Consider the following 19,987-nt stretch of genomic DNA (forward strand, 5'->3'; position numbering starts at 1 on the left):
CCCCCAATAGAAACAGGACCTTCACCATGTCTGAAGCCATGTTGCCGGCGCTGGCGCACAACTTTCTGGGCCAGGCGCCCGGCTGGTACAAGCGCACCATCATTGCCTTCCTGCTGCTCAACCCCCTCGCAATGTGGCTGCTGGGCCCTTACATAACCGGCTGGCTGCTGATCATCGAGTTCATCTTCACCCTGGCCATGGCGCTTAAATGCTACCCGCTGCTGCCCGGCGGCCTGCTCGCACTGGAAGCCCTGGCCATCGGCATGACCTCACCGGAAGCCCTCTACAAGGAGGTGCTCGGAAATTTCCCGGTGATTCTGCTGCTGATGTTCATGGTCGCCGGCATCTACTTCATGAAGGACCTGCTGCTGCTGACCTTCACCAAGCTGATCCTTGGGGTGCGCTCCAAATCGACCCTTGCGCTGCTGTTCAGTCTGGTCGCCGCAGTGCTTTCGGCCTTCCTTGACGCACTCACGGTAACCGCAGTGATCATCACCGTCGCTGTCGGCTTTTACGGTGTGTATCACAAGGTGGCCTCAGCCGGCCCGAGCGAAGGCGCCAGCGTTGACCCCGACGAAAACCCGCTGCACCGCGAGCACCTGGAAGAGTTCCGTGCCTTTCTGCGCAGTCTGCTGATGCACGGCGCGGTCGGCACTGCCCTGGGCGGTGTGTGCACGCTGGTCGGCGAGCCTCAGAACCTGCTGATCGCAGGTGTTGCCGGCTGGGACTTTATTCAGTTCTTCACCCTGATGGCCCCGGTCAGCATGCCGGTGCTGGCCGCCGGCCTGCTGACCTGCCTGCTGCTGGAGAAAACCAGCTGGTTCGGTTACGGCGCACGCCTGCCGCGCCCGGTTCGCAGGGTGCTTGAGGACTTTGCCGCCGCCGAGCAGGCCAAGCGCCGGGCGCCGCAAAAAGCCGCCCTGCTGATTCAGGCCATCGCTGCCGTGCTGCTGGTCATTGGCCTGGCACTGCACCTGGCTGAAGTCGGCTTTATCGGTCTGATGGTGATCATCCTGATTGCCTCGTTCAACGGCATCATTGACGAACACCAGATCGGCAAATCCTTCCAGGAAGCCCTGCCGTTCACCTCGCTGCTGGTCGTGTTCTTTGCCATCGTGGCGGTGATCCACGAGCAGCACCTGTTCAGCCCGATCATCCACGCGGTACTGGCATTGCCACCCGAGCAACAGCCCAGCATGTTCTTTATCGCCAACGGTGTACTGTCGATGATCAGCGATAACGTGTTTGTGGCCACCGTCTACATCAGCGAGGTCAAACAGAGTCTGGATGCGGGTGAAATCACCCGCGCACAATTCGAGCAACTGGCAATCGCCATCAACACCGGCACCAATTTGCCGAGTGTTGCCACCCCGAACGGCCAGGCCGCCTTCCTGTTCCTGCTGACCTCGGCGATCGCGCCGCTGGTGCGTCTGTCCTATGGCCGCATGGTATTCATGGCCCTGCCCTACACCCTGGTGCTGGGCGGAGTCGGCCTGATTGCCGTCACCTGGTGGCTGTAGAAACAAGAATGCCCCGCTGACATCAGCGGGGCATTCTTTTACGTCAGCACTTACTCAGCTCACTGCTCGGGCGCACCGCGCCACAGGGCAAACCCCGCCGACTTCTCGACCGCCGCCAGGCGCTGATCATGGGCCTCCAGCTCTTCGGCGCTGGCACGCAGAACCCGCAGCTGTTCGCGCAGAGCAGGGTCTATCCGCCGAATCGCGCTCACCGAGCTGCCATCCCCACCCTCACCCTGACCGTGCGCTGCCAGCGACAGCGCCGTCTGGCCACCGGTCATGGTCAGGTAGACGTCGGCAAGAATCTCGGCGTCGAGCAAGGCGCCGTGCAGCTCGCGCTGCGAGTTGTCTACCCCGTAGCGCTTGCACAGCGCATCCAGGCTGTTGCGCTGACCGGGGTGTTTCTCCCGCGCCATGGCCAGGGTGTCGAGTACGCTGCAGTGATCGGCAATCAGGCCATGCCCGCGATTGAGGCGGGTCAGCTCGCTGTCCAGAAAGCCGACGTCAAACGCGGCGTTATGGATGACCAGCCGCGCGCCGCTGATAAAGTTCATGAAATCATCGGCGATATCGGCAAACACCGGCTTGTCGGCGAGAAACTCCAGCGAAATCCCGTGAACGGCCTGCGCGCCTTCGTCAATCTCACGCTGCGGATTGATATAAACGTGGTAGTGACGGCCGGTCAGGCGTCGATCAATGACCTCGACACAGCCGATCTCGATGATCCGGTGACCTTCCTTGTGCTCGATACCCGTCGTTTCGGTATCCAGAACCACTTCACGCATGCTCAGCCCTTCCGTTCTTTCAACACGTGTTCAACACCGAGGTTGGCCAACTGGTCGGCCAGCTCGTTTTCCGGGTGGCCGGTATGACCGCGCACCCAACGCCACTCAATCTCATGCTGACTGACCAGCGCATCGAGCTGCTGCCAGAGATCCACATTCTTGACCGGCTGCTTGCTGGCGGTCTGCCAGTTGCGCTTCTTCCAGTTGGGCATCCACTCGCGGACCCCTTTCATGACGTACTGCGAGTCGGTGGTCAACACCACCGAAGCCGGACGCTTGAGCGCCTCCAGTCCGCGAATGGCAGCCGTCAGCTCCATGCGGTTATTGGTGGTCTCCGGCTCACCGCCGTACAGGCGCTTCTCGTGCGGCCCCAGCCGCAGCAGCACGCCCCAGCCGCCGGGGCCGGGATTACCCTTGCATGCCCCGTCGGTATAGATCTCGATTGCTTGACTCATCTACCTTCCCGTTTGTGCGCCCGCCGGCTGCCCGCTGCCAGAGGGGGCATCGTCAACGCCGGAAACACCCGCCCGCGCTCACGCTGCGGCGTTATTCCAAGCATCTGGCGCCGCGCCAGCAGACAATAGAAACCGCCCCCCGGCAGACAGCGACGCTGCCCCAGCGACTCCATGAAATCGAGACGTTGTAACCAGGTGGAGGATGCGAGCGGCGGACGATAGCACCCATCGATGCGTTTCTCCACCGCAAAGCCGAGCAGCTCCAGCCAATCGACCAGCCGGGCCGGACTGACGAACCCCGCCTCGCCAAACCAACTGCGGCCAAAATAGTGCTGCCAGCCCCAGGTACTCATCGGATTGAAGCCAAAGATCAGCAGATGACCGCCGGCACGCACCGCCTGACTTGCCTCGCGCAGCAACGCCCGGGGCGACAGACTGAAATCCAACCCGTGATGCAGCACCACCACATCCAGGGCCTGCGGCGCAAACGGCCAGCAGGCCTCATCCACCGCGATACTCTCGCCCTGGCTGAGCATATCCAGATGCCAGCAGTGACGCAGCACCTTGACCTCCGGTGCCAACAGGCCCGGGGCCAGGCCGTACTGAACCAGATGCTGCCCAAAGCAATTGGGCAGCAACTCGCGCTGCGCGCTGCACTCGGCCTGCAACAGCATGCGTCCGGCCGGCTGCTCCAGCCATTGCCGTGCCTCCTGCAGCAGACGCAACATGTCCGCCTGACTGATCGAGCGCCTGGCTTCGCTGATCTCCATTACCTCTCCACGGTACTTGCCATCGACACAATTCGCTAAGATAGCTCTACACGTTAAGGAAAAGCTGCCTCATGTCCACCTTTATCGCGCTACCCGCTTTCAATGACAACTACATCTGGCTGCTGGTCGACGAACAACGCCAACAGGTTGCCGCCGTCGATCCCGGTGACGCCAAGCCGGTCATCGCCTGGCTGGGCCGCCACCCGGAATACAGCCTGAGCCATGTACTGGTCACCCATCACCATCCTGACCACGTCGGCGGCATCAACGCACTCAAGGCCGGCACCGAATGCAAGGTCTGGGGCCCCGCCGCCGAAACCATCCCCGGCCGTGATCGCGCCCTGAACGACGGCGACCGCGTTACCCTGTTCGGCCACACACTCGAGGTGATCGGCGTACCCGGCCATACCCTCGGCCACATTGCCTTCTTCTGCGACAATACAGGTGACCCCTGGCTGCTCAGTGGTGACACCCTGTTCGCGGGGGGCTGCGGCAGGCTGTTCGAGGGCACCGCCGAGCAAATGCACCAGTCGCTGTCGCGTCTCGCTGCACTGCCCGACAACACCCGCATTTACTGCGCCCATGAATACACCCAGTCCAATCTGCGCTTTGCCCGCGCGGTCGAGCCCGACAACACCGATATCAAGATTCGACTGGAGGTCGTGGATGACCTGCGCGCGGCCGGTCGCATGACACTGCCAACCGACCTGGCACTGGAAAAACGCACCAACCCCTTCCTGCGCTCTGCCTGCGACGCTGTGACGCAAGCGGCCAGCCAGCAGACCGGCGCAGCCGTGGCACCCGGGGTTGAGACGTTCGCCGCAATTCGGGCCTGGAAAGACCGCTTCTGACCGAAGGCGCCTTGACCCTCCCCCGACTGGTCCATAGAATCGACCTCATTTTGGGGGTCGTTCATGCGTCGTGTGGTATCTGCCATCTTGCCCAGAGTGCTGTCAGCAGCGTCCCTCGGTGGTCTGCTGCTGATTGCCGGCTGTCAGACCACCGACCACAGCGGACTGAGCCAGAGCGAAGCCGATTACCGCTCACCGGTCACAGAACGCACAGCATCCCCATTCCGCACGCCCAGCGCACAAGCCGCCGCATCGCAAGCCGTACAGACCAAACCGCATACCCTGTGGGGGCGTATTCGAGCCGGTTTCAGCCTTGACCCGGCGACCATCGACAACCCCCGAATCGACCAGCAGCGCATCGCCTTCGCCAACCAGTCACGCTACTTCGAGCTGACCTCCGCGCGAGCGCAGCGTTACCTCTATTACGTTGTCGAGCAGCTGGAAAGCCGCGACATGCCGCAGGAGCTGGCACTGCTGCCATTCATCGAAAGTGCCTATAATCCGCAGGCCATCTCCAGCGCCCAGGCCGCCGGCCTGTGGCAGTTCATTCCGTCCACCGGACGCAACTTCTCGCTGCGTCAGGACTGGTGGTACGACGGTCGCCGCGACGTAACCGCCTCCACCCAGGCAGCGCTTGATTACCTCAGCCTGCTGCACGACTACTTCGATGGCGACTGGCTGCTCGCACTGGCCGCCTACAACTGCGGCGAAGGCTGCGTGGGCCGTGCGATCAAGCGCAACGAAGCGCTCGGCCTGCCAACCGACTACTGGAATCTGCAGCTGCCGCGCGAAACCATGAACTACGTGCCCAAGCTGCTGGCTCTGGCGCAGATCGTCGACAGCCCGACCGCCTACGGCACCGTGCTGCCAAGCCTGGCCAACGAACCCTATTTCGCCGAGGTTACCCTCGATCAGCAGATCGACCTGCGCAAGGTCGCGGAGCTGGCCGACGTCTCCACCGACGAGCTGCTGAGCCTGAACCCCGCGTTCAACCAGCGGGTCACCGCGCCCAACGCCGAATACCAGTTGCTGATTCCGGTCGACCGGGTCGACCAGTTCACCGAAGCGCTTGCCGAGCTGCCGGACGATGAGCGCATCAATTACCGGCACTATCGCGTTCGCAGTGGCGACACCCTCTCGCAGATTGCCCGTCGTCACCAGCTGACCGTCAGCGCTATCCGCGACGTCAACGACATCAACGGCAGCCTGCTGCGCGTCGGCCAGACCCTGATGCTGCCCCAGTTCAATGATGCCCCCGTCAGCGAACCGGTCAGCAGCCAGCGTATCGCCGGCGTCGAGCAGCTGCGCTACCGGGTAAAGCCAGGCGACAACCTGTGGAGCATCGCCCGCAGCCATGGCACTACCGTCAACCGCATCAAGCGCGACAACAATCTGCAGAACAACGCCCTGACCGTCGGTCACACCTTGATGCTGGCGTCGGCAGCACAGACGCAGGCCCAACCCGCCACAGCCAATGGACGGCGCATTGCCTATACCGTCAAGTCGGGCGACTCGCTGTACACCATCGCCCAGCGCTTCAATGTCAACGTCGAGCGGATTCGCGACTGGAACCAGCTTGGCCGCTACCTGCAGCCGGGCCAGCAGTTGACCCTGTTCGTCCCTTGAGCCGTCGGGCTTCCGCCCGGCTGCATCAGCATGGTAGCGTTGGCACATTGCTGACGGCTGCCGCTGATTCAAATGCGCCAGCCGTTATCCCACGGCCCTACCACCGCGCGGAAATCCATGTCGCTGCTGTCCCGCTCACTTGTCCTGACACTGCTCCTTGCAACCGCTCTACCCAGCTGGGCCACGCTGTATCGCCAGCACGGCTACTCCCTCTACGGTCAGCCCCGCTACCCTGAAAACTTCGAGCACCTCGACTATGTCAACCCGGACGCACCGAAGGGGGGCACCCTGCGGGTCATGGGCAGCGGCACCTTCGATACCCTGAACCCCTATACCCTCAAGGGCACCAGCCCGATCAACACCGGCGACTTTGCCCAGCTCGGCATCAGTGAGCTGAACGAGCCACTGATGGTCGGCAGCGGCCTGTATGACCCGTCCGGCGACGAGCCCTACTCCGCCTACGGTCTGATCGCCGAAAGCCTGGAGTTTGCCGACAATCGCAGCTGGGTAGTCTTCAACCTGCGCCCCGAGGCACGCTTTCACGACGGCCGGCAGATCACCGCCGAGGACGTAGCATTCTCCTATCGTCTGCTCAAGGAACAGGGCCACCCCAACTATCGCTCCGTACTGCAGGATGTCAGCCGCATCGACATTCTCGGCGAACGACGTATTCGCTTTGTCTTCAAGCGCCCCGGCAATTCGCTGCTGATCCTGCGCCTGGGCGAGCTGCCGGTGCTGCCGGCGCATTACTGGCAAGGCCGCGATTTTGCCAGCACAACCTTTGAGGCCGGCCTGAACAGCGGCCCGTATCGGGTGGTCAGTGTCGATCCCGGCCGCCGCGTGGTGTTCGAGCGGGTCAAGAGTTACTGGGGGCGAGACCTGCCGATCAACCGCGGCAAGTACAACTTCGATCGCATGGAGGTCGAGTTTTACCGCGACAACAACGTCGCCTTCGAGGCTTTCAAGGCCGGCGAGTTCGACCTCTACAACGACCACAAGGCCAGCAACTGGGCCAATGCCTACCAGTTTCCGGCAGTCGCGCGCGGCGACATCATCAAGCGCGAAATAACCCACCAGATTCCCAGCCCGACCCAGGCGATGTTCTTCAACACCCGGCGAACGCCCTTTGACAACCTGCCCCTGCGCAAGGCGCTCGGCATGCTGTTCGACTTCGAATGGTCCAACCGGGTGCTGTTCTACGATGCCTACCAGCGCTCGCAGAGCTACTACCCGAACAGTCCGTTCAGTGCCACCGGCATCCCGGCCGGACAGGAGTTTCTCTACCTGTCGCCGCACCGCAATCAGCTGCCACCGGAACTCTTTCTTGAGCCATTCAGTCTACCTGTCACCGACGGCCGGGGAATCCCGCGCGAGACACTGCGCGAAGCGGTGGAGCTGTTTGCCGAGGCCGGCTGGAAACTGCGCAGAGGGCGCCTTGAAAATGCCGATGGTGATCCGTTGCGCTTCGAGGTACTGCTGGTCAACTCGAGTCTGGAACGGATCCTGCAGCCTTATCGAGCCAATCTTGCACGGCTGGGTATCGACATGCAGATCCGCACCGTCGACCGGGCGCAATACAAGGCCCGGCTGGATCAGTTTGATTACGACATGATTCTGACTACCCTGCCGCAGGGGCTGTCGCCCGGACTGGAGCAGATCAGCTACTTCCACTCCAGCCAGCGCAATGTCAAAGGCAGTCGCAACTATGCCGGCATCAACAATCCGGTGGTCGACGAACTGGTCGAACGCCTGGGCGCCGCCAGCAGCCGCAGTGAGCAGATCGCGGCCGCGCGCGCCCTCGACAGGGTACTGCTGTGGAATCACTATACAATTCCGAACTGGTATATAAACTACCACCGCATTGCCTATCGGAACTGGCTGCGCACCCCGGACATACCGCCGTATACGCTGGCCATCCGCAGCTGGTGGAAAGACCCGGCAAGCAACTAGAAAAACAAGGGATCTGAATGCAACACTCGCTGAAATCCTGCTGTCTGGCACTGCTGACCTGTTGGGCAGGTGCCCTTAACGCCGCACCACAGCACGCCTTGACGCTCTACGATGAAGCACCCAGGTACCCCGCCGACTTCAGCCACTTCGAGTACGTCAATCCCGATGCCCCCAAGGGCGGTACCCTGCGGCTGTCCGGCTTCGGCGGCTTTGACTCGCTCAATCCCTACATCAGCCGCGGCACCTCGGCCGACCAACTCGGTCTGATCTACGACACCCTGACCTTCCATGCCCTGGACGAGCCCTTTACCGAATACGGCCTGGTTGCCGAAAGCATGGAAAAGGCCGATGACGGCAGCTGGGTGCGCTTCACCCTGCGCCCGGAAGCGCGCTTCCACGATGGCGTCGCCATCACCGCCGACGACGTGGTATTCACCTTCAATACCCTGATCGAACACGGTGCCCCGTTTTATCGCGCCTACTATGGCGATGTGGATCGCGTGGTCGCCGACAACCCGCAGAGCGTCACCTTCCACTTCAAGCACACCGGCAACCGCGAGCTGCCACTGGTACTCGGTCAGCTCCCGGTGCTGCCCAAACACTATTGGCAAGGCCGCGACTTCAGCAAGGGCTCGCTGGAACCGCCACTGGGCAGCGGTCCCTACCGCATCGGTCAGGTGCGCCCCGGTCGCAGCATCAGTTTTGAGCGCGTCGAAGACTACTGGGCCAAAGACCTGCCGGTGATGCGCGGCTTCTACAATTTCGACACCGTGGTGGTCGACTACTACCGCGACGGCAACGTCACCCTGGAGGCCTTCAAGGCCGGCCAGTTCGACTTCAACCAGGAAATGGCCGCCAAGAACTGGGCGACCGGCTATGCCAGCCCGGCGCTGGACGCCGGCCAGATCGTCAAGGAAGAGATCCCCAACAACAATACCCAGGGCATGCAGGGCTTTGTATTCAACCTGCGCAAACCCTACTTCCAGGACGCCCGGGTGCGCCAGGCGATCACGCTGCTGTTCGACTTTGAATGGTCCAACGCCACGTTGTTTCACAACGCCTACACCCGCACCTCCAGCTACTTTGACAACTCCGAGCTGGCTGCCCGTGGCGAGCCCGACGCCAGTGAGCTGGCACTGCTGGAACCACTGCGCGACCAGTTGCCGGCTGCCGTATTCGGCCCGGCATGGGTGCCGCCGAAAACCGATGGCAGCGGTGCTATCCGCGAGCAGCGCCGCACTGCCTACGCTCTGCTCAAGGACGCCGGCTGGCAGATCGTTGACGACCAGTTGGTCAACGCCGACGGTGAGCCCCTGCAGTTCGAGTTTCTGCTGGTGCAGCCCGAGTTTGAGCGGGTTCTGCTGCCTTTCAAACGCAATCTGGCCTCGCTCGGCATTACCATGGAGTTGCGCCGGGTCGATGTCTCCCAGTACATCAATCGGCTGCGCTCACGTGAGTTCGACATGGTGGTCACCGGCTTTGGCCAGTCCAACTCGCCCGGGAACGAGCAACGCGAATACTGGCACTCCTCCAGCGCAGATAATCCCGGCAGTCGCAATCTCATGGGTCTGAAAGACCCGGCCGTTGATGCTCTGGTCGAGGGGCTGGTGCAGGCCGACTCCCGCGAATCGCTGATCACCCATACCCATGCGCTGGACCGGGCCCTGCGTTCGCTGCATCTGCTGGTGCCCAACTGGTATACCAGCGTCTATCGGGTCGCCTACTGGAACAAGTTTGGCCATCCGGCGACGCCGCCAAAGTATGATCTGGGGCTGTTCACCTGGTGGGTCGACCCGGACAAGGAAGCGCGCCTGCGCGGCGCATTGGGCACCCAGCAAGACGACGGCGCCGGGCAGCAGCAAGGCGACCAGCCGGCAGGGGCTGAATAAGCATGCTGGCCTATATCGTTCGTCGTCTGCTGCTGATCATCCCCACCCTGTTCGGCATCTTGCTGATCAATTTTCTGATCATTCAGGCCGCCCCCGGCGGGCCGGTCGAACAGATGATCGCCAACCTTGAAGGCTTTGAAGGCGGCGCCACCAGCCGAGTCTCCGGCGGCGGCAGCGAGGTTGCCAGCGGCGGCAGTTACCGCGGCGCACAGGGTCTCGACCCGGACATCATCGCCGAAATCGAACGCATGTACGGCTTCGACAAGCCGGCCCACGAGCGCTTCTGGCTGATGATCAAGGGTTACCTGCAATTCGACTTCGGTGACAGTTTCTTCCGCGACGCCAAGGTCACCGACCTGATCATCGAGAAGATGCCGGTCTCGATCTCGCTAGGGCTGTGGACCACCCTGCTGACCTACCTGATCTCCATTCCGCTGGGCATCCGCAAGGCGATCAAGCACGGCTCGGCCTTCGACGTCTGGACCAGTTCACTGATCATCGTCGGCTACGCCATCCCCGGCTTTCTGCTGGCCATCCTGCTGATTGTGCTGTTTGCCGGCGGCAGCTATCTGGACTGGTTCCCGCTGCGCGGGCTGACCTCCAACAACTTCGATCAGATGAGCACCGGCGAGCAGATCCTCGACTACTTCTGGCATCTGGTGCTGCCGATCTTTGCCATGGTGGTGGGCAGCTTCGCCACCCTGACCATGCTGACCAAGAACTGCTTTCTCGATGAAATCGGCAAGCAGTACGTGGTCACTGCCCGCGCCAAAGGGCTTTCAGAGCGCCGCGTACTGTATGGTCACGTGTTCCGCAACGCCATGCTGCTGATCATTGCCGGCTTCCCGTCCGCGCTGATCAGCATCTTCTTTACCGGCGCGCTGCTGATCGAGGTGATCTTCTCCCTCGACGGCCTCGGCCTGCTCGGCTTTGAAGCGGCCATCAATCGCGACTACCCGGTGATGTTCGGCACCCTGTACATCTTCACGCTGGTCGGTCTGGTGGTGAAGCTGATCGGTGACATTACCTACACCCTGGTCGATCCGCGCATTGACTTCGACAGCAGGGAGGGTTGAGATGAAATTGTTCAACCTCTCTCCGCTCAACCAGCGCCGCTTCGCCCGTTTCCGTGCCAACCGCCGTGGCTGGTGGTCACTGCACCTGTTTCTGGTGCTGTTCGTGCTCAGCCTTGGCGCCGAACTGATCGCCAACGATAAACCGCTCGCTGTCGGCTATCAGGGCGAGCTGTATTTCCCGGTCTTCAAGCGTTATCCGGAAACCGCCTTTGGCGGCGAATTCCCGATTGAAGCGGACTACCGCAGCCCCTATGTTCAGCAACTGATCACCGAGGACGGCGACGGCTGGATGCTCTGGCCGCCAATCCCGTACCACTACGACACCATCAACTACGATCTGCGCGTTCCGGCGCCGGCGCCGCCCTCGGCGGACAACTGGCTGGGTACCGACGATCAGGCCCGCGATGTGATGTCACGGGTGATTTACGGGTTCCGTATTTCGGTACTGTTCGCCCTGACCCTGACCATTCTCAGCTCCATCATCGGCGTCATCGCCGGTGCCGTGCAGGGCTTCTACGGCGGACGTATCGACCTGATCGGCCAGCGCTTTATCGAGGTCTGGTCAGGCCTGCCGGTGCTGTACCTGCTGATCATTCTGGCCAGTTTCGTTCAGCCGAACTTCTGGTGGCTGCTCGGCATCATGCTGCTGTTCTCGTGGATGGCACTGGTGGACGTGGTACGCGCCGAGTTTCTGCGCGGCCGCAACCTGGAATACGTGCGCGCCGCACGCGCCCTGGGCGCCAGTAACCAGACCATCATGTTCAGGCATATCCTGCCCAACGCCATGGTCGCCACCCTGACCTTCTTCCCGTTCATTCTGACCGGTGGCGTCATCACCCTGACCTCTCTCGACTTCCTCGGCTTCGGCCTGCCGCCGGGTGCGCCGTCGCTGGGCGAGCTGATCGCCCAGGGCAAAGCCAACCTGCAGGCACCCTGGCTCGGCATTACCGCCTTTGTCGTGCTGTCACTGATGCTCAGCTTGCTGGTGTTTATCGGCGAGGCCCTGCGCGATGCCTTCGACCCAAGGAAATGAGATGAGCGAACAACCGTTGATCAGCATCCGCAATCTCAGCGTCGCCTTCCGTCAGGGCAACGATCAGACCATGGCGGTCAAGGACGTCAGCTTTAACATCCGCCCCGGCCAGACCCTGGCACTGGTCGGCGAAAGCGGCTCGGGCAAGTCAGTGACCGCGCACTCCATCCTGCGCCTGCTGCCCTACCCGACCGCATCGCACCCGAGCGGCAGCATCGAGTTCGGCGGGCAGGACCTGCTCAAGGCCAACGAGAACACCCTGCGCAAGGTACGGGGCAACCGTATCTCCATGATCTTTCAGGAGCCAATGAGCTCGCTGAACCCATTGCACACGGTCGAACGGCAGATTGGCGAGGTACTTGCCCTGCACAAGGGACTGAACAAGCTCCAGGCGCGCGAGCGCACCCTTGAGCTACTGGAACTGGTGGGTATCCCCGAACCACGCAAACGCCTCGGTGCCTACCCGCACGAGCTGTCCGGTGGCCAGCGCCAGCGGGTAATGATCGCCATGGCGCTGGCTAACGAACCGGAACTGCTGATTGCCGACGAACCCACTACCGCGCTTGACGTCACCGTGCAGCTGAAAATCCTCGAACTGCTGCGCGAATTGCAGCAGAAACTGGGCATGGCACTGCTGCTGATCAGTCACGATCTGAATCTGGTGCGTAAAATTGCCCACCGGGTATGTGTCATGTACCGCGGTAACGTCGTCGAAGAAAACGATTGCGCCACCTTGTTCAGCTCACCGCAGCATGAATATACCCGTCAGCTGCTTGCGGCCGACCCGCGCGGCGAACCGGTCCCCGTTGATCCGGACGCCCCGGAGATTCTGCGGACAGAGCAATTGCGGGTCTGGTTTCCGATCAGGAAAGGGGTGCTGCGGCGCACCGTGGATCACGTCAAGGCAGTGACCGACATCAGCTTCAGCCTGCCCCGCGGGCAGACTCTGGGCATTGTCGGTGAAAGCGGCTCGGGCAAGACCACGCTGGGCATGGCCCTGCTCAGACTGATCGACAGCCAGGGGCTGATCGAATGCGACGGCACCCGGCTTGATGGCCTGAGCCAGCAGCAGGTTCGCCCGCTGCGCCGTGAGTTTCAGGTGGTCTTTCAGGACCCGTATGGCAGTCTGAGCCCGCGCATGTCGGTAGGCCAGATCATCAGCGAGGGGCTGGAGATTCACCGTATCGGCACTGAGGCCGAGCGCGAACAGATGGTGATTCAGGCGCTGGAAGAAGTCGGCCTGGATCCGGAGACCCGCCACCGCTACCCGCACGAGTTCTCCGGCGGCCAGCGGCAGCGGATCTCGATTGCCCGGGCACTGGTGCTCAAGCCCAAGCTGATCCTGCTCGACGAACCAACGTCGGCACTGGATCGCACCGTGCAGGGCCAGGTGGTAGAACTGCTGCGCAGTCTGCAACAGAAGTACAATTTGACGTATTTGTTTATCAGTCACGACCTGGCAGTGGTCAAGGTTCTCAGCCATCAATTGATGGTGATCCGCCAGGGCGAAGTAGTCGAACAGGGACCGGCAGGTGAAATCTTCGCTTCACCGCAGCATGACTATACTCGTCAGCTGCTGGAAGCGGCCTTTGCCCTGCCGCAAACCGATAACAGGGCCGATACGGCCATGCACTAAACAGGAAAGTACTATGGGATTTCTCAGCGGAAAGCGCGTACTCATCGTTGGCGTTGCCAGCAAACTGTCCATTGCCTCCGGCATCGCCGCGGCCATGCACCGCGAGGGCGCCGAACTGGCCTTCACCTATCAGAACGAAAAGCTGAAAGGCCGGGTTGAAGAATTCGCTGCCGGCTGGGGCTCCGGTCCTGAGCTGTGCTTCCCCTGCGATGTCGCCGATGACGCCGAGATCGAGCAGGTATTCGTCGAGCTGGCCAAGAAGTGGGACGGCCTGGACTGCATCGTTCACTCCGTTGGCTTCGCTCCGGGCGACCAGCTGGATGGCAACTTTGCCGAAGTCACCACCCGCGAAGGCTTCCGCATCGCCCACGACATCAGTGCCTACAGCTTCGTCGCCCTGGCCAAGGCCGGCCGCGAACTGATGAAAGGCCGCAACGGCAGCCTGCTGACCCTGTCGTACCTCGGTGCCGAGCGCACCATGCCGAACTACAACGTGATGGGTATGGCCAAGGCCAGTCTGGAAGCTGGCGTTCGCTACCTGGCTACCAGCCTGGGCCCGGAAGGCACCCGCGTCAACGCGATCTCTGCCGGCCCGATCCGTACTCTGGCCGCTTCCGGCATCAAGAGCTTCCGCAAGATGCTGGCCCACAACGCTGCGCAAACGCCGCTGCGTCGCAACGTTACCATCGAGGAAGTCGGCAACGTCGGCGCCTTCCTCTGCTCCGACCTGGCCTCCGGCATATCCGGTGAAATCACCTACGTTGACGGCGGTTTCAACATCACCGCCATGGGTGGTCTGGAAGAGTAAGCCGCCGCTTTTTGCGGACAATAAAAAACCGGGCCCAACCAGCCCGGTTTTTTTGTGCCCTCAAGGCCCGTACCGCGTGGCCCCGATGGCGGACACGCTTCGCTTAGCCCGCCCTACCATACCGCACCGCACCGCACCGTAGGGCGGACTAAGCCAAAGGCGTGTCCGCCAGCCCCCGGCGCAGCTCAGTCGACCGAGGTCGCGCCGATCTTGTGGATCGACAGGTCGGCGCCCTGATATTCCTCTTCATCTGTCAGGCGCAACCCGGCTACCGCCTTGATCACGCCGTACACCAGCAGACCACCGGCAAAGGCGATGACCACACCGGCCAGCGAGCCAATCAGCTGCGACATGAAGCTCACGCCGCCCAGACCGCCCAGCGCCTCGGTGCCAAAGATACCGGCCGCCAGACCGCCCCACACTCCGCACAGGCCGTGCAGCGGCCAGACACCCAGCACGTCATCGATCTTGAAGCGGTTCTGGGTCAGGATAAAGGTCCAGACAAACAGGCCACCAGCGACCGCACCGGTCGCCAGCGCGCCCAGCGGATGCATCAGGTCGGAGCCGGCACACACCGCCACCAGACCCGCCAACGGGCCGTTATGAATAAAGCCCGGGTCGGCACGCCCCACCAGCAGCGCCACCAGGGTGCCACCGACCATCGCCATCAATGAGTTGACTGCCACCAGACCGCTGATGCCCTCCAGCGTCTGCGCAGACATCACGTTAAAGCCGAACCAGCCAATGGTCAGAATCCATGCGCCCAGTGCCAGAAACGGGATATTGGATGGCGGCATCGCCACCACATGACCACCGCGATAGCGGCCGTTACGCGCTCCCAGCAGCAATACCGCCCCCAGCGCAATCCAGCCGCCAACAGCGTGCACAACAACCGAGCCGGCAAAGTCGTGGAAGCCGGCACCAAACTGCGCTTCCAGCCAGCCCTGAAAGCCGTAGTTGCCATTCCAGACGATACCTTCAAAGAACGGATACACCACGCCAACGATCAGCAGCGAGGCGCACAGCTGAGGCGCAAACTTGGCCCGTTCGGCAATACCACCGGAGATGATCGCCGGAATGGCTGCGGCAAAGGTCATCAGGAAGAAGAACTTCACCAGCGCGTAACCGTTGTTCTGCGACAGGGTTGCCGCATCGGCAAAGAAGGTAGCCCCATAGGCAATCCAGTAACCGACAAAGAAATAGGCAAGACACGAAATCGCAAAATCACTGATGATTTTCGACAACGCATTGACCTGGTTCTTTTGGCGAACCGTACCTACCTCAAGAAACGCAAAACCGGCGTGCATGGCCAGAACCATGATCGCGCCCATCAGAATAAACAGGGTGTTTGCACCGTGGATCAGGGTTTCCACAGCACTGTTCAGGTTTTCCATTCAAGCAGCCTCTATCAAGTCAGAAAATGCACTCGTTGCGTGCGCATGCGAGATGGATGAACTGTTGTAGTGCAATCAAAAAGATTCCACACAAACCACCCTGATCGGCACGCATTCCGAGAAATCTGAAATAATTTCTATTTTTCAATTACTTGTATGCTAATCCTGACCGCCATTCGGCAAAACAGGCACCAAATTGATGCGGACGGACCAGCTCACCTCACCGTGATAGTGCAATCGCCATACCAAAGAGGCAGAATCATGCACTGAAAGCGTTCGACGGGTGCCCTGACACCCGAGAGCGCATGCCCGGCACACGCAGGCAGTCGCCTGCCGGTTGCTTGGCTACAATCTTGCATAAGTTCAGCGCCCGACGTTCCGACCCCGGAGAAAGATGTGTTTACTGGACAGCCACTGCCTTACTTCCAACCCCTGATCGATACCGCCACCGGCCGCATTGCCGGTTATGAGGCGCTGGCGCGCCTGCGCGACGATGAGGGCAATATCAGCAGTGCCGGCCCACTGTTTACCGACCCTTCAGTCTCGCAGGCCGAGCTGCTGGAACTGGATCGCAACATCCGCAGGCAGGCGCTGGAACGCTTTCGCGATACCCCCGAAGGCTTTATCAGCCTGAATATTTCACCGGCCTGGGTCAGCCAGCTGCAGCCGGGCAAGCCACTGCCCAGCCTGCAGCTGCTTGAGGAGCTGGGGCTGCCAACAGACCAGATCGTTTTCGAAATCACCGAACTGCAGGGCAGTATCGAGCAGCTGCGTGATGTAGTGCAGCGCTACCGTGCCGCTGGCATACGCATTGCCATCGATGATTTTGGCGCGGGATATTCGATGCTCGACCGGGTGCTGGCACTGGAACCCGACATTCTCAAGCTGGATATCCAGCTGTTCCGCCAGGCGGCAGCGGGCAACAGCAACAGCGGCGACTTTGTACGCGCGCTGGCACTGATGGCGGAAAAGAGTGGCTGCTGGATCATCGCCGAGGGCGTGGAAACCGAACAGGAGCTGCACTTTGCACTGGAGTGCGGCGCGCGGTACGTTCAGGGCTATCTGTTCGGCCGCCCGGAGGAGAACTTCCTGCCCAGCGACGCCGTGCAGAAGCAGTTCTCAATCATGCGCGATCATTACGTACGAGCCAAACTGGCCGAGCGGGAGAAGCTGGCGGCCCTGCGCAGCTCGCTGGCAGAGCTGTTCGCCGAACTGCGCCAGTGGCTGGCCCGCGGCGCACAGCCGACGCATCTGCCGGACCCGCGCAACTACCCATGGCTGCTGCGCTGTTTCCTGTGCGACGCCGAGGGCACCCAGATTTCGCCGAACTTCGAATGGCGTGGTGACGCCTGGCACACCGACCCGCGCTATCTGGACCATAACTGGTCCTGGCGGCCGTACTTCTATCAGATTCTCGCCGAGGCCGGCGAGGACAGCAGGGTCATCCTGTCGAACCGCTACCGCGATGCCACGACCAATCAGTACTGCATGACCTCAGGGCTGTTCATCGACGACAGCCGGCACCTGTTGTTGGTCGACATCGACGCATCATTCCTCTGATCAGCGCCGCTCCCGCGGCAAACTGATACTGACCAGCAGGCCGCCCTCTGGCGCCTGTTCAAGTGACAGTGTGCCGCCGTAGGCGACAACCAGATCCCGCACAATGGCCAGCCCCAAGCCGTGACCCGGGGTCTGCTGATCAAGCCGCAGGCCGCGACTCAAAACCTGATCACGCGCATCACGATCAATACCGGGGCCGTCGTCTGCCACCTCAACGCAGAGGTGCTGAGCGTCCAGGCGCCAACTTAGCCTGACCCGGGCCCGCGCCCATTTGCAGGCGTTATCCAGCAGATTGCCGAGCAACTCGAGCATGTCTTCCCGGTCAAACGGCCAGCGCGTGTCCGACGCGCCGTCCAGCTTGATCTCGGGCAGCGCCGGATACAGGCTGGCCAGCGTCTGCACCAGCGCCGGCAGATCGGTCGCCGGATCAAAACGCTTGGCACGCGACTGATCGGTTGCCAGTCTGGCACGCTGCAGCGTGCGCTCCAGCTGGTTACGCATGGCCTGCAGCTGCGCCTGCAGCTCGGTCAGTTGCTCCCCAGGCAAACTCGGTGCGAGGGCATCAAGCCGGCTCTCGATCACCGCCAGCGGTGTTTTCAGAGCGTGCCCCAGGTCGCCGGCACTGTTGCGCGCACGCAGCAGCAGCGCCTCGATCTGCGCCCCAAGATGATTGATTTCTGTCACCAGCGGCTGCAACTCCTGCGGCACCTGCTCGCTCAGATGCAGACGTTCACCGCTGCGCCATTCGGCCAGTTCCTGCTGTACCCGCCGCAGCGGCAACAACGAGCGCCGCAGCAGCCACTGCTGTATCAATACCGCCAGCAGCGTCACCAGCACAGCCAGAGCACTGATCCAGATGCTGGCCCGCCGAAACTCGGTCATCAACGGCTGATAATCGAGCGCCACGCTGATGGTCACCGGCTCCCCCGCCTTGCGGTATTCACCAGACCACACCAGCAGCTCCTGCCCCTGCGGGCCGGGCAGCAAACCGCTCTGCAAGCCATCCCCCGGCAGCGGCAGACGATGATCCCAGAGCGAACGCGAACGCCATTTCTCGCGCCCCTGAACAACGAAATAGCGCCCGGAATACGGCCTGCGGTAATCCGGATCAATCTTGTCCAGATCAAGAAACAGGCCGTCGGGGCCAACCGTCAGCGCCGCCAGCAGACTGTCGGTTTCGCGCTGCAGCAGCAGGGTCAGGTAATTGCGCTGTGCGCGGTCATAGAGCCATACGCTGCCCTGCACGATCAGCAGCACGCTGCACAACAGCAGCGGCACCAGCGTGGCCGCCAGCCGGCGACTGATCGATGTCATTCTGCGTGCCCGACCAGCACGTAGCCCTGGCCACGGCGCGTTTCGATCGCCTCGCGACCCAGCTTGCGGCGCAGGTGATTGATCAGCACCTCAATGACGTTGGAGTCACGCTCATCCTCGTAGTCGTACAGGTGCTCAGCCAGTTGCGTCTTCGACAGCACCTTGCCCGGATTGAGCATGAAGTAGCGCAACAGCTTGAACTCGCTGGCAGACAGGCTGAGCGGTTCGGCATCTCCGACCCGCACCTGCTGCTGCGCCTCGTCCAGCTGCAACCCGGCGACGCTGAGCAGCGCCTGGGGCACCCGACCGTGGGCGCGGCGCAGCAACGCCTGTACCCGCAGCAGCAGTTCCTCGTTGTGAAAGGGTTTGGTCAGATAATCGTCGGCCCCGGCCTGCAGCCCCTCGACCCGCTCAGTCCAGCGGCTGCGCGCGGTCAGAATCAGTACCGGCAGGCTACTGCCGGCTGCCCGCCAGCGCTGCAGCACGGCCAGCCCGTCCATACCGGGCAGGCCAAGATCGAGAATGGCAAGATCGTAGGGCTCCTGCTCCCCCAGCACCGCGGCATCGCGGCCATCGGTACGCCAGTCCACCGCATACCCGGCGCGTTTCAGCACGCTGCACAGGCTATCGGCCAGCGCCACATTGTCTTCCACCAGCAGCAGGCGCATCAGTCGTCCTCTTCCGCATCCAGCAGCTCGCCGCTGACAGCATCGTATTCCAGCTCCATAACCCGGCGATCACGGGTCACCAGCTCCAGTTCATAGATATAACGCCCGTCGTCCAGCTCCAGCTCGGCTTCCAGAAAGCGGCCGGGGAACCGCGTCAGCGCGTCTTCGATAAACACCGGCAGGGGCAAGATGCGCCCCTGCTCGGTTAGTGCCAGTGCTTCGTCCTGACTGAGGTCGTGTGCTGCCGCCACCCCTGGCAGCAGCACCAGTACACCCAGCAACAGGGCCGGCAGAGGACTGCGCGACCGATCAGTCGTCGCGGCGGTGTTCGAGCACATCACCATTGGACGCATCCAGGTCAATATCCCACTCCTGCCCCTGGGCGTCGCGGATTTCGACTTCATAGATAAAACGGCCATAGTGCTTGTCCAGGTCGGTATCAGTGATGGTGCCGGGTTGCACCGCCAATGCCTTTTCGTTCAGGCTTTCCAGGGATTGAATGGTACCCTGTTCCACCAGCCCGTTGACTTCATCCATGCGCACATCGTCGTCGGCCAGCAGTGCAGAACTGCCCAGCGCCAGGATTGCAGAACAGGAAAGAGCGAGAATGTGTTTGTACATGTTGGATTCCTCCGTTGCGTTTAGACAGTCT

Annotated in this window: 18 protein-coding genes; 10 read left to right on the forward strand and 8 right to left on the reverse strand. The window is 61.9% G+C overall.

The window, feature by feature from the left end; all coding sequences use genetic code 11:
* Nucleotides 1-26 precede the first annotated feature (26 nt).
* Entirely contained in the window at nt 27-1,520 is a 1,494-nt protein-coding gene (gene nhaB, locus B7O88_RS13455; protein ID WP_088276538.1) for a sodium/proton antiporter NhaB, read from the forward strand.
* Nucleotides 1,521-1,579: 59 nt separating this feature from the next.
* Here nhaB and dnaQ read toward each other — a convergent pair whose 3' ends face one another.
* The 3 genes from dnaQ to B7O88_RS13470 are packed head-to-tail and all read right to left on the reverse strand — an operon-like array spanning nt 1,580 to nt 3,530.
* On the reverse strand, nt 1,580-2,305 hold the full coding sequence (gene dnaQ, locus B7O88_RS13460; protein WP_088276539.1) for a DNA polymerase III subunit epsilon: 726 nt from the start codon (nt 2,303-2,305) through the stop codon (nt 1,580-1,582).
* A 2-nt stretch (nt 2,306-2,307) separates the two neighbouring features.
* Nucleotides 2,308-2,760 (reverse strand): ribonuclease HI, encoded by a 453-nt coding sequence (gene rnhA / locus B7O88_RS13465; protein WP_088276540.1) that lies wholly within the window; start codon nt 2,758-2,760, stop codon nt 2,308-2,310.
* Complete coding sequence (locus B7O88_RS13470; RefSeq protein WP_088276541.1) at nt 2,757-3,530, reverse strand: class I SAM-dependent methyltransferase; 774 nt, start codon at nt 3,528-3,530, stop codon at nt 2,757-2,759. The genes rnhA and B7O88_RS13470 overlap by 4 nt, the downstream gene beginning before the upstream one ends.
* Nucleotides 3,531-3,601: 71 nt before the next feature.
* On the opposite strand from B7O88_RS13470, the gene gloB reads away from it, so the two are divergent.
* The 8 genes from gloB to fabI all read left to right on the forward strand — a co-directional run bounded on the left by gloB (nt 3,602) and on the right by fabI (nt 14,399).
* Nucleotides 3,602-4,381 carry a hydroxyacylglutathione hydrolase gene (gene gloB / locus B7O88_RS13475; protein WP_088276542.1) on the forward strand — a complete coding sequence of 260 codons (780 nt, stop codon included), beginning with the start codon at nt 3,602-3,604 and terminating at the stop codon, nt 4,379-4,381.
* Between the two features lie 63 nt (nt 4,382-4,444).
* On the forward strand, nt 4,445-6,007 hold the full coding sequence (locus B7O88_RS13480) for a lytic transglycosylase (protein ID WP_088276544.1): 1,563 nt from the start codon (nt 4,445-4,447) through the stop codon (nt 6,005-6,007).
* 117 nt (nt 6,008-6,124) lie between these two features.
* On the forward strand, nt 6,125-7,957 hold the full coding sequence (locus B7O88_RS13485; RefSeq protein ID WP_088276545.1) for an extracellular solute-binding protein: 1,833 nt from the start codon (nt 6,125-6,127) through the stop codon (nt 7,955-7,957).
* A 17-nt stretch (nt 7,958-7,974) separates the two neighbouring features.
* Nucleotides 7,975-9,846 carry an extracellular solute-binding protein gene (locus tag B7O88_RS13490; protein WP_088276546.1) on the forward strand — a complete coding sequence of 624 codons (1,872 nt, stop codon included), beginning with the start codon at nt 7,975-7,977 and terminating at the stop codon, nt 9,844-9,846.
* 2 nt (nt 9,847-9,848) lie between these two features.
* Nucleotides 9,849-10,922, forward strand: coding sequence for a microcin C ABC transporter permease YejB (locus tag B7O88_RS13495; protein WP_088276547.1), 1,074 nt, complete (start codon nt 9,849-9,851; stop codon nt 10,920-10,922).
* Nucleotide 10,923: 1 nt separating this feature from the next.
* Nucleotides 10,924-11,955: an ABC transporter permease gene (locus tag B7O88_RS13500; RefSeq protein WP_088276548.1), complete on the forward strand. Its 1,032-nt coding sequence runs from the start codon at nt 10,924-10,926 to the stop codon at nt 11,953-11,955.
* 1 nt (nt 11,956) lies between these two features.
* Nucleotides 11,957-13,591: an ABC transporter ATP-binding protein gene (locus tag B7O88_RS13505; RefSeq protein ID WP_088276549.1), complete on the forward strand. Its 1,635-nt coding sequence runs from the start codon at nt 11,957-11,959 to the stop codon at nt 13,589-13,591.
* A 13-nt stretch (nt 13,592-13,604) separates the two neighbouring features.
* Nucleotides 13,605-14,399 (forward strand): enoyl-ACP reductase FabI, encoded by a 795-nt coding sequence (fabI, locus tag B7O88_RS13510; protein WP_088276550.1) that lies wholly within the window; start codon nt 13,605-13,607, stop codon nt 14,397-14,399.
* Nucleotides 14,400-14,584: 185 nt separating this feature from the next.
* Here fabI and B7O88_RS13515 read toward each other — a convergent pair whose 3' ends face one another.
* On the reverse strand, nt 14,585-15,793 hold the full coding sequence (locus B7O88_RS13515; RefSeq protein WP_088276552.1) for an ammonium transporter: 1,209 nt from the start codon (nt 15,791-15,793) through the stop codon (nt 14,585-14,587).
* Between the two features lie 396 nt (nt 15,794-16,189).
* Between B7O88_RS13515 and B7O88_RS13520 the strand changes: the two genes are divergently transcribed.
* Nucleotides 16,190-17,353, forward strand: a complete 1,164-nt coding sequence (locus B7O88_RS13520; protein WP_088276553.1) for an EAL domain-containing protein — start codon at nt 16,190-16,192, stop codon at nt 17,351-17,353.
* On the opposite strand, the gene B7O88_RS13525 is transcribed toward B7O88_RS13520, so the two are convergent.
* Genes B7O88_RS13525 through B7O88_RS13540 form a run of 4 tightly spaced genes read right to left on the reverse strand, consistent with a single transcriptional unit; the run spans nt 17,354 to nt 19,956 of the window.
* A complete protein-coding gene (locus B7O88_RS13525) occupies nt 17,354-18,667 on the reverse strand; it encodes a sensor histidine kinase (RefSeq protein ID WP_088276554.1) in 1,314 nt (437 codons plus the stop codon). It lies immediately after the preceding gene.
* A complete protein-coding gene (locus tag B7O88_RS13530; protein ID WP_088276555.1) occupies nt 18,664-19,335 on the reverse strand; it encodes a response regulator transcription factor in 672 nt (223 codons plus the stop codon). The genes B7O88_RS13525 and B7O88_RS13530 overlap by 4 nt, the downstream gene beginning before the upstream one ends.
* A complete protein-coding gene (locus B7O88_RS13535) occupies nt 19,335-19,679 on the reverse strand; it encodes a PepSY domain-containing protein (protein ID WP_412779076.1) in 345 nt (114 codons plus the stop codon). The genes B7O88_RS13530 and B7O88_RS13535 overlap by 1 nt, the downstream gene beginning before the upstream one ends.
* Nucleotides 19,645-19,956 (reverse strand): PepSY domain-containing protein, encoded by a 312-nt coding sequence (locus tag B7O88_RS13540; RefSeq protein WP_088276557.1) that lies wholly within the window; start codon nt 19,954-19,956, stop codon nt 19,645-19,647. Before B7O88_RS13540 ends, B7O88_RS13535 begins: the two co-directional genes overlap by 35 nt.
* Between the last annotated feature and the right edge of the window lie 31 nt (nt 19,957-19,987).

The sequence above is a fragment of the Halopseudomonas aestusnigri genome (assembly GCF_002197985.1).
Taxonomy (GTDB): Bacteria; Pseudomonadota; Gammaproteobacteria; order Pseudomonadales; family Pseudomonadaceae; genus Halopseudomonas; species Halopseudomonas aestusnigri.

Bases quoted from the DNA above. Each gene is read 5' to 3' on its own strand.
- nhaB (WP_088276538.1), top strand. From the start codon at position 27: ATGTCTGAAGCCATGTTGCCGGCGCTGGCGCACAACTTTCTGGGCCAG.
- dnaQ (WP_088276539.1), bottom strand. From the start codon at position 2,305: ATGCGTGAAGTGGTTCTGGATACCGAAACGACGGGTATCGAGCACAAG.
- rnhA (WP_088276540.1), bottom strand. From the start codon at position 2,760: ATGAGTCAAGCAATCGAGATCTATACCGACGGGGCATGCAAGGGTAAT.
- B7O88_RS13470 (WP_088276541.1), bottom strand. From the start codon at position 3,530: ATGGAGATCAGCGAAGCCAGGCGCTCGATCAGTCAGGCGGACATGTTG.
- gloB (WP_088276542.1), top strand. From the start codon at position 3,602: ATGTCCACCTTTATCGCGCTACCCGCTTTCAATGACAACTACATCTGG.
- B7O88_RS13480 (WP_088276544.1), top strand. From the start codon at position 4,445: ATGCGTCGTGTGGTATCTGCCATCTTGCCCAGAGTGCTGTCAGCAGCG.
- B7O88_RS13485 (WP_088276545.1), top strand. From the start codon at position 6,125: ATGTCGCTGCTGTCCCGCTCACTTGTCCTGACACTGCTCCTTGCAACC.
- B7O88_RS13490 (WP_088276546.1), top strand. From the start codon at position 7,975: ATGCAACACTCGCTGAAATCCTGCTGTCTGGCACTGCTGACCTGTTGG.
- B7O88_RS13495 (WP_088276547.1), top strand. From the start codon at position 9,849: ATGCTGGCCTATATCGTTCGTCGTCTGCTGCTGATCATCCCCACCCTG.
- B7O88_RS13500 (WP_088276548.1), top strand. From the start codon at position 10,924: ATGAAATTGTTCAACCTCTCTCCGCTCAACCAGCGCCGCTTCGCCCGT.
- B7O88_RS13505 (WP_088276549.1), top strand. From the start codon at position 11,957: ATGAGCGAACAACCGTTGATCAGCATCCGCAATCTCAGCGTCGCCTTC.
- fabI (WP_088276550.1), top strand. From the start codon at position 13,605: ATGGGATTTCTCAGCGGAAAGCGCGTACTCATCGTTGGCGTTGCCAGC.
- B7O88_RS13515 (WP_088276552.1), bottom strand. From the start codon at position 15,793: ATGGAAAACCTGAACAGTGCTGTGGAAACCCTGATCCACGGTGCAAAC.
- B7O88_RS13525 (WP_088276554.1), bottom strand. From the start codon at position 18,667: ATGACATCGATCAGTCGCCGGCTGGCGGCCACGCTGGTGCCGCTGCTG.
- B7O88_RS13530 (WP_088276555.1), bottom strand. From the start codon at position 19,335: ATGCGCCTGCTGCTGGTGGAAGACAATGTGGCGCTGGCCGATAGCCTG.
- B7O88_RS13535 (WP_412779076.1), bottom strand. From the start codon at position 19,679: ATGGTGATGTGCTCGAACACCGCCGCGACGACTGATCGGTCGCGCAGT.
- B7O88_RS13540 (WP_088276557.1), bottom strand. From the start codon at position 19,956: ATGTACAAACACATTCTCGCTCTTTCCTGTTCTGCAATCCTGGCGCTG.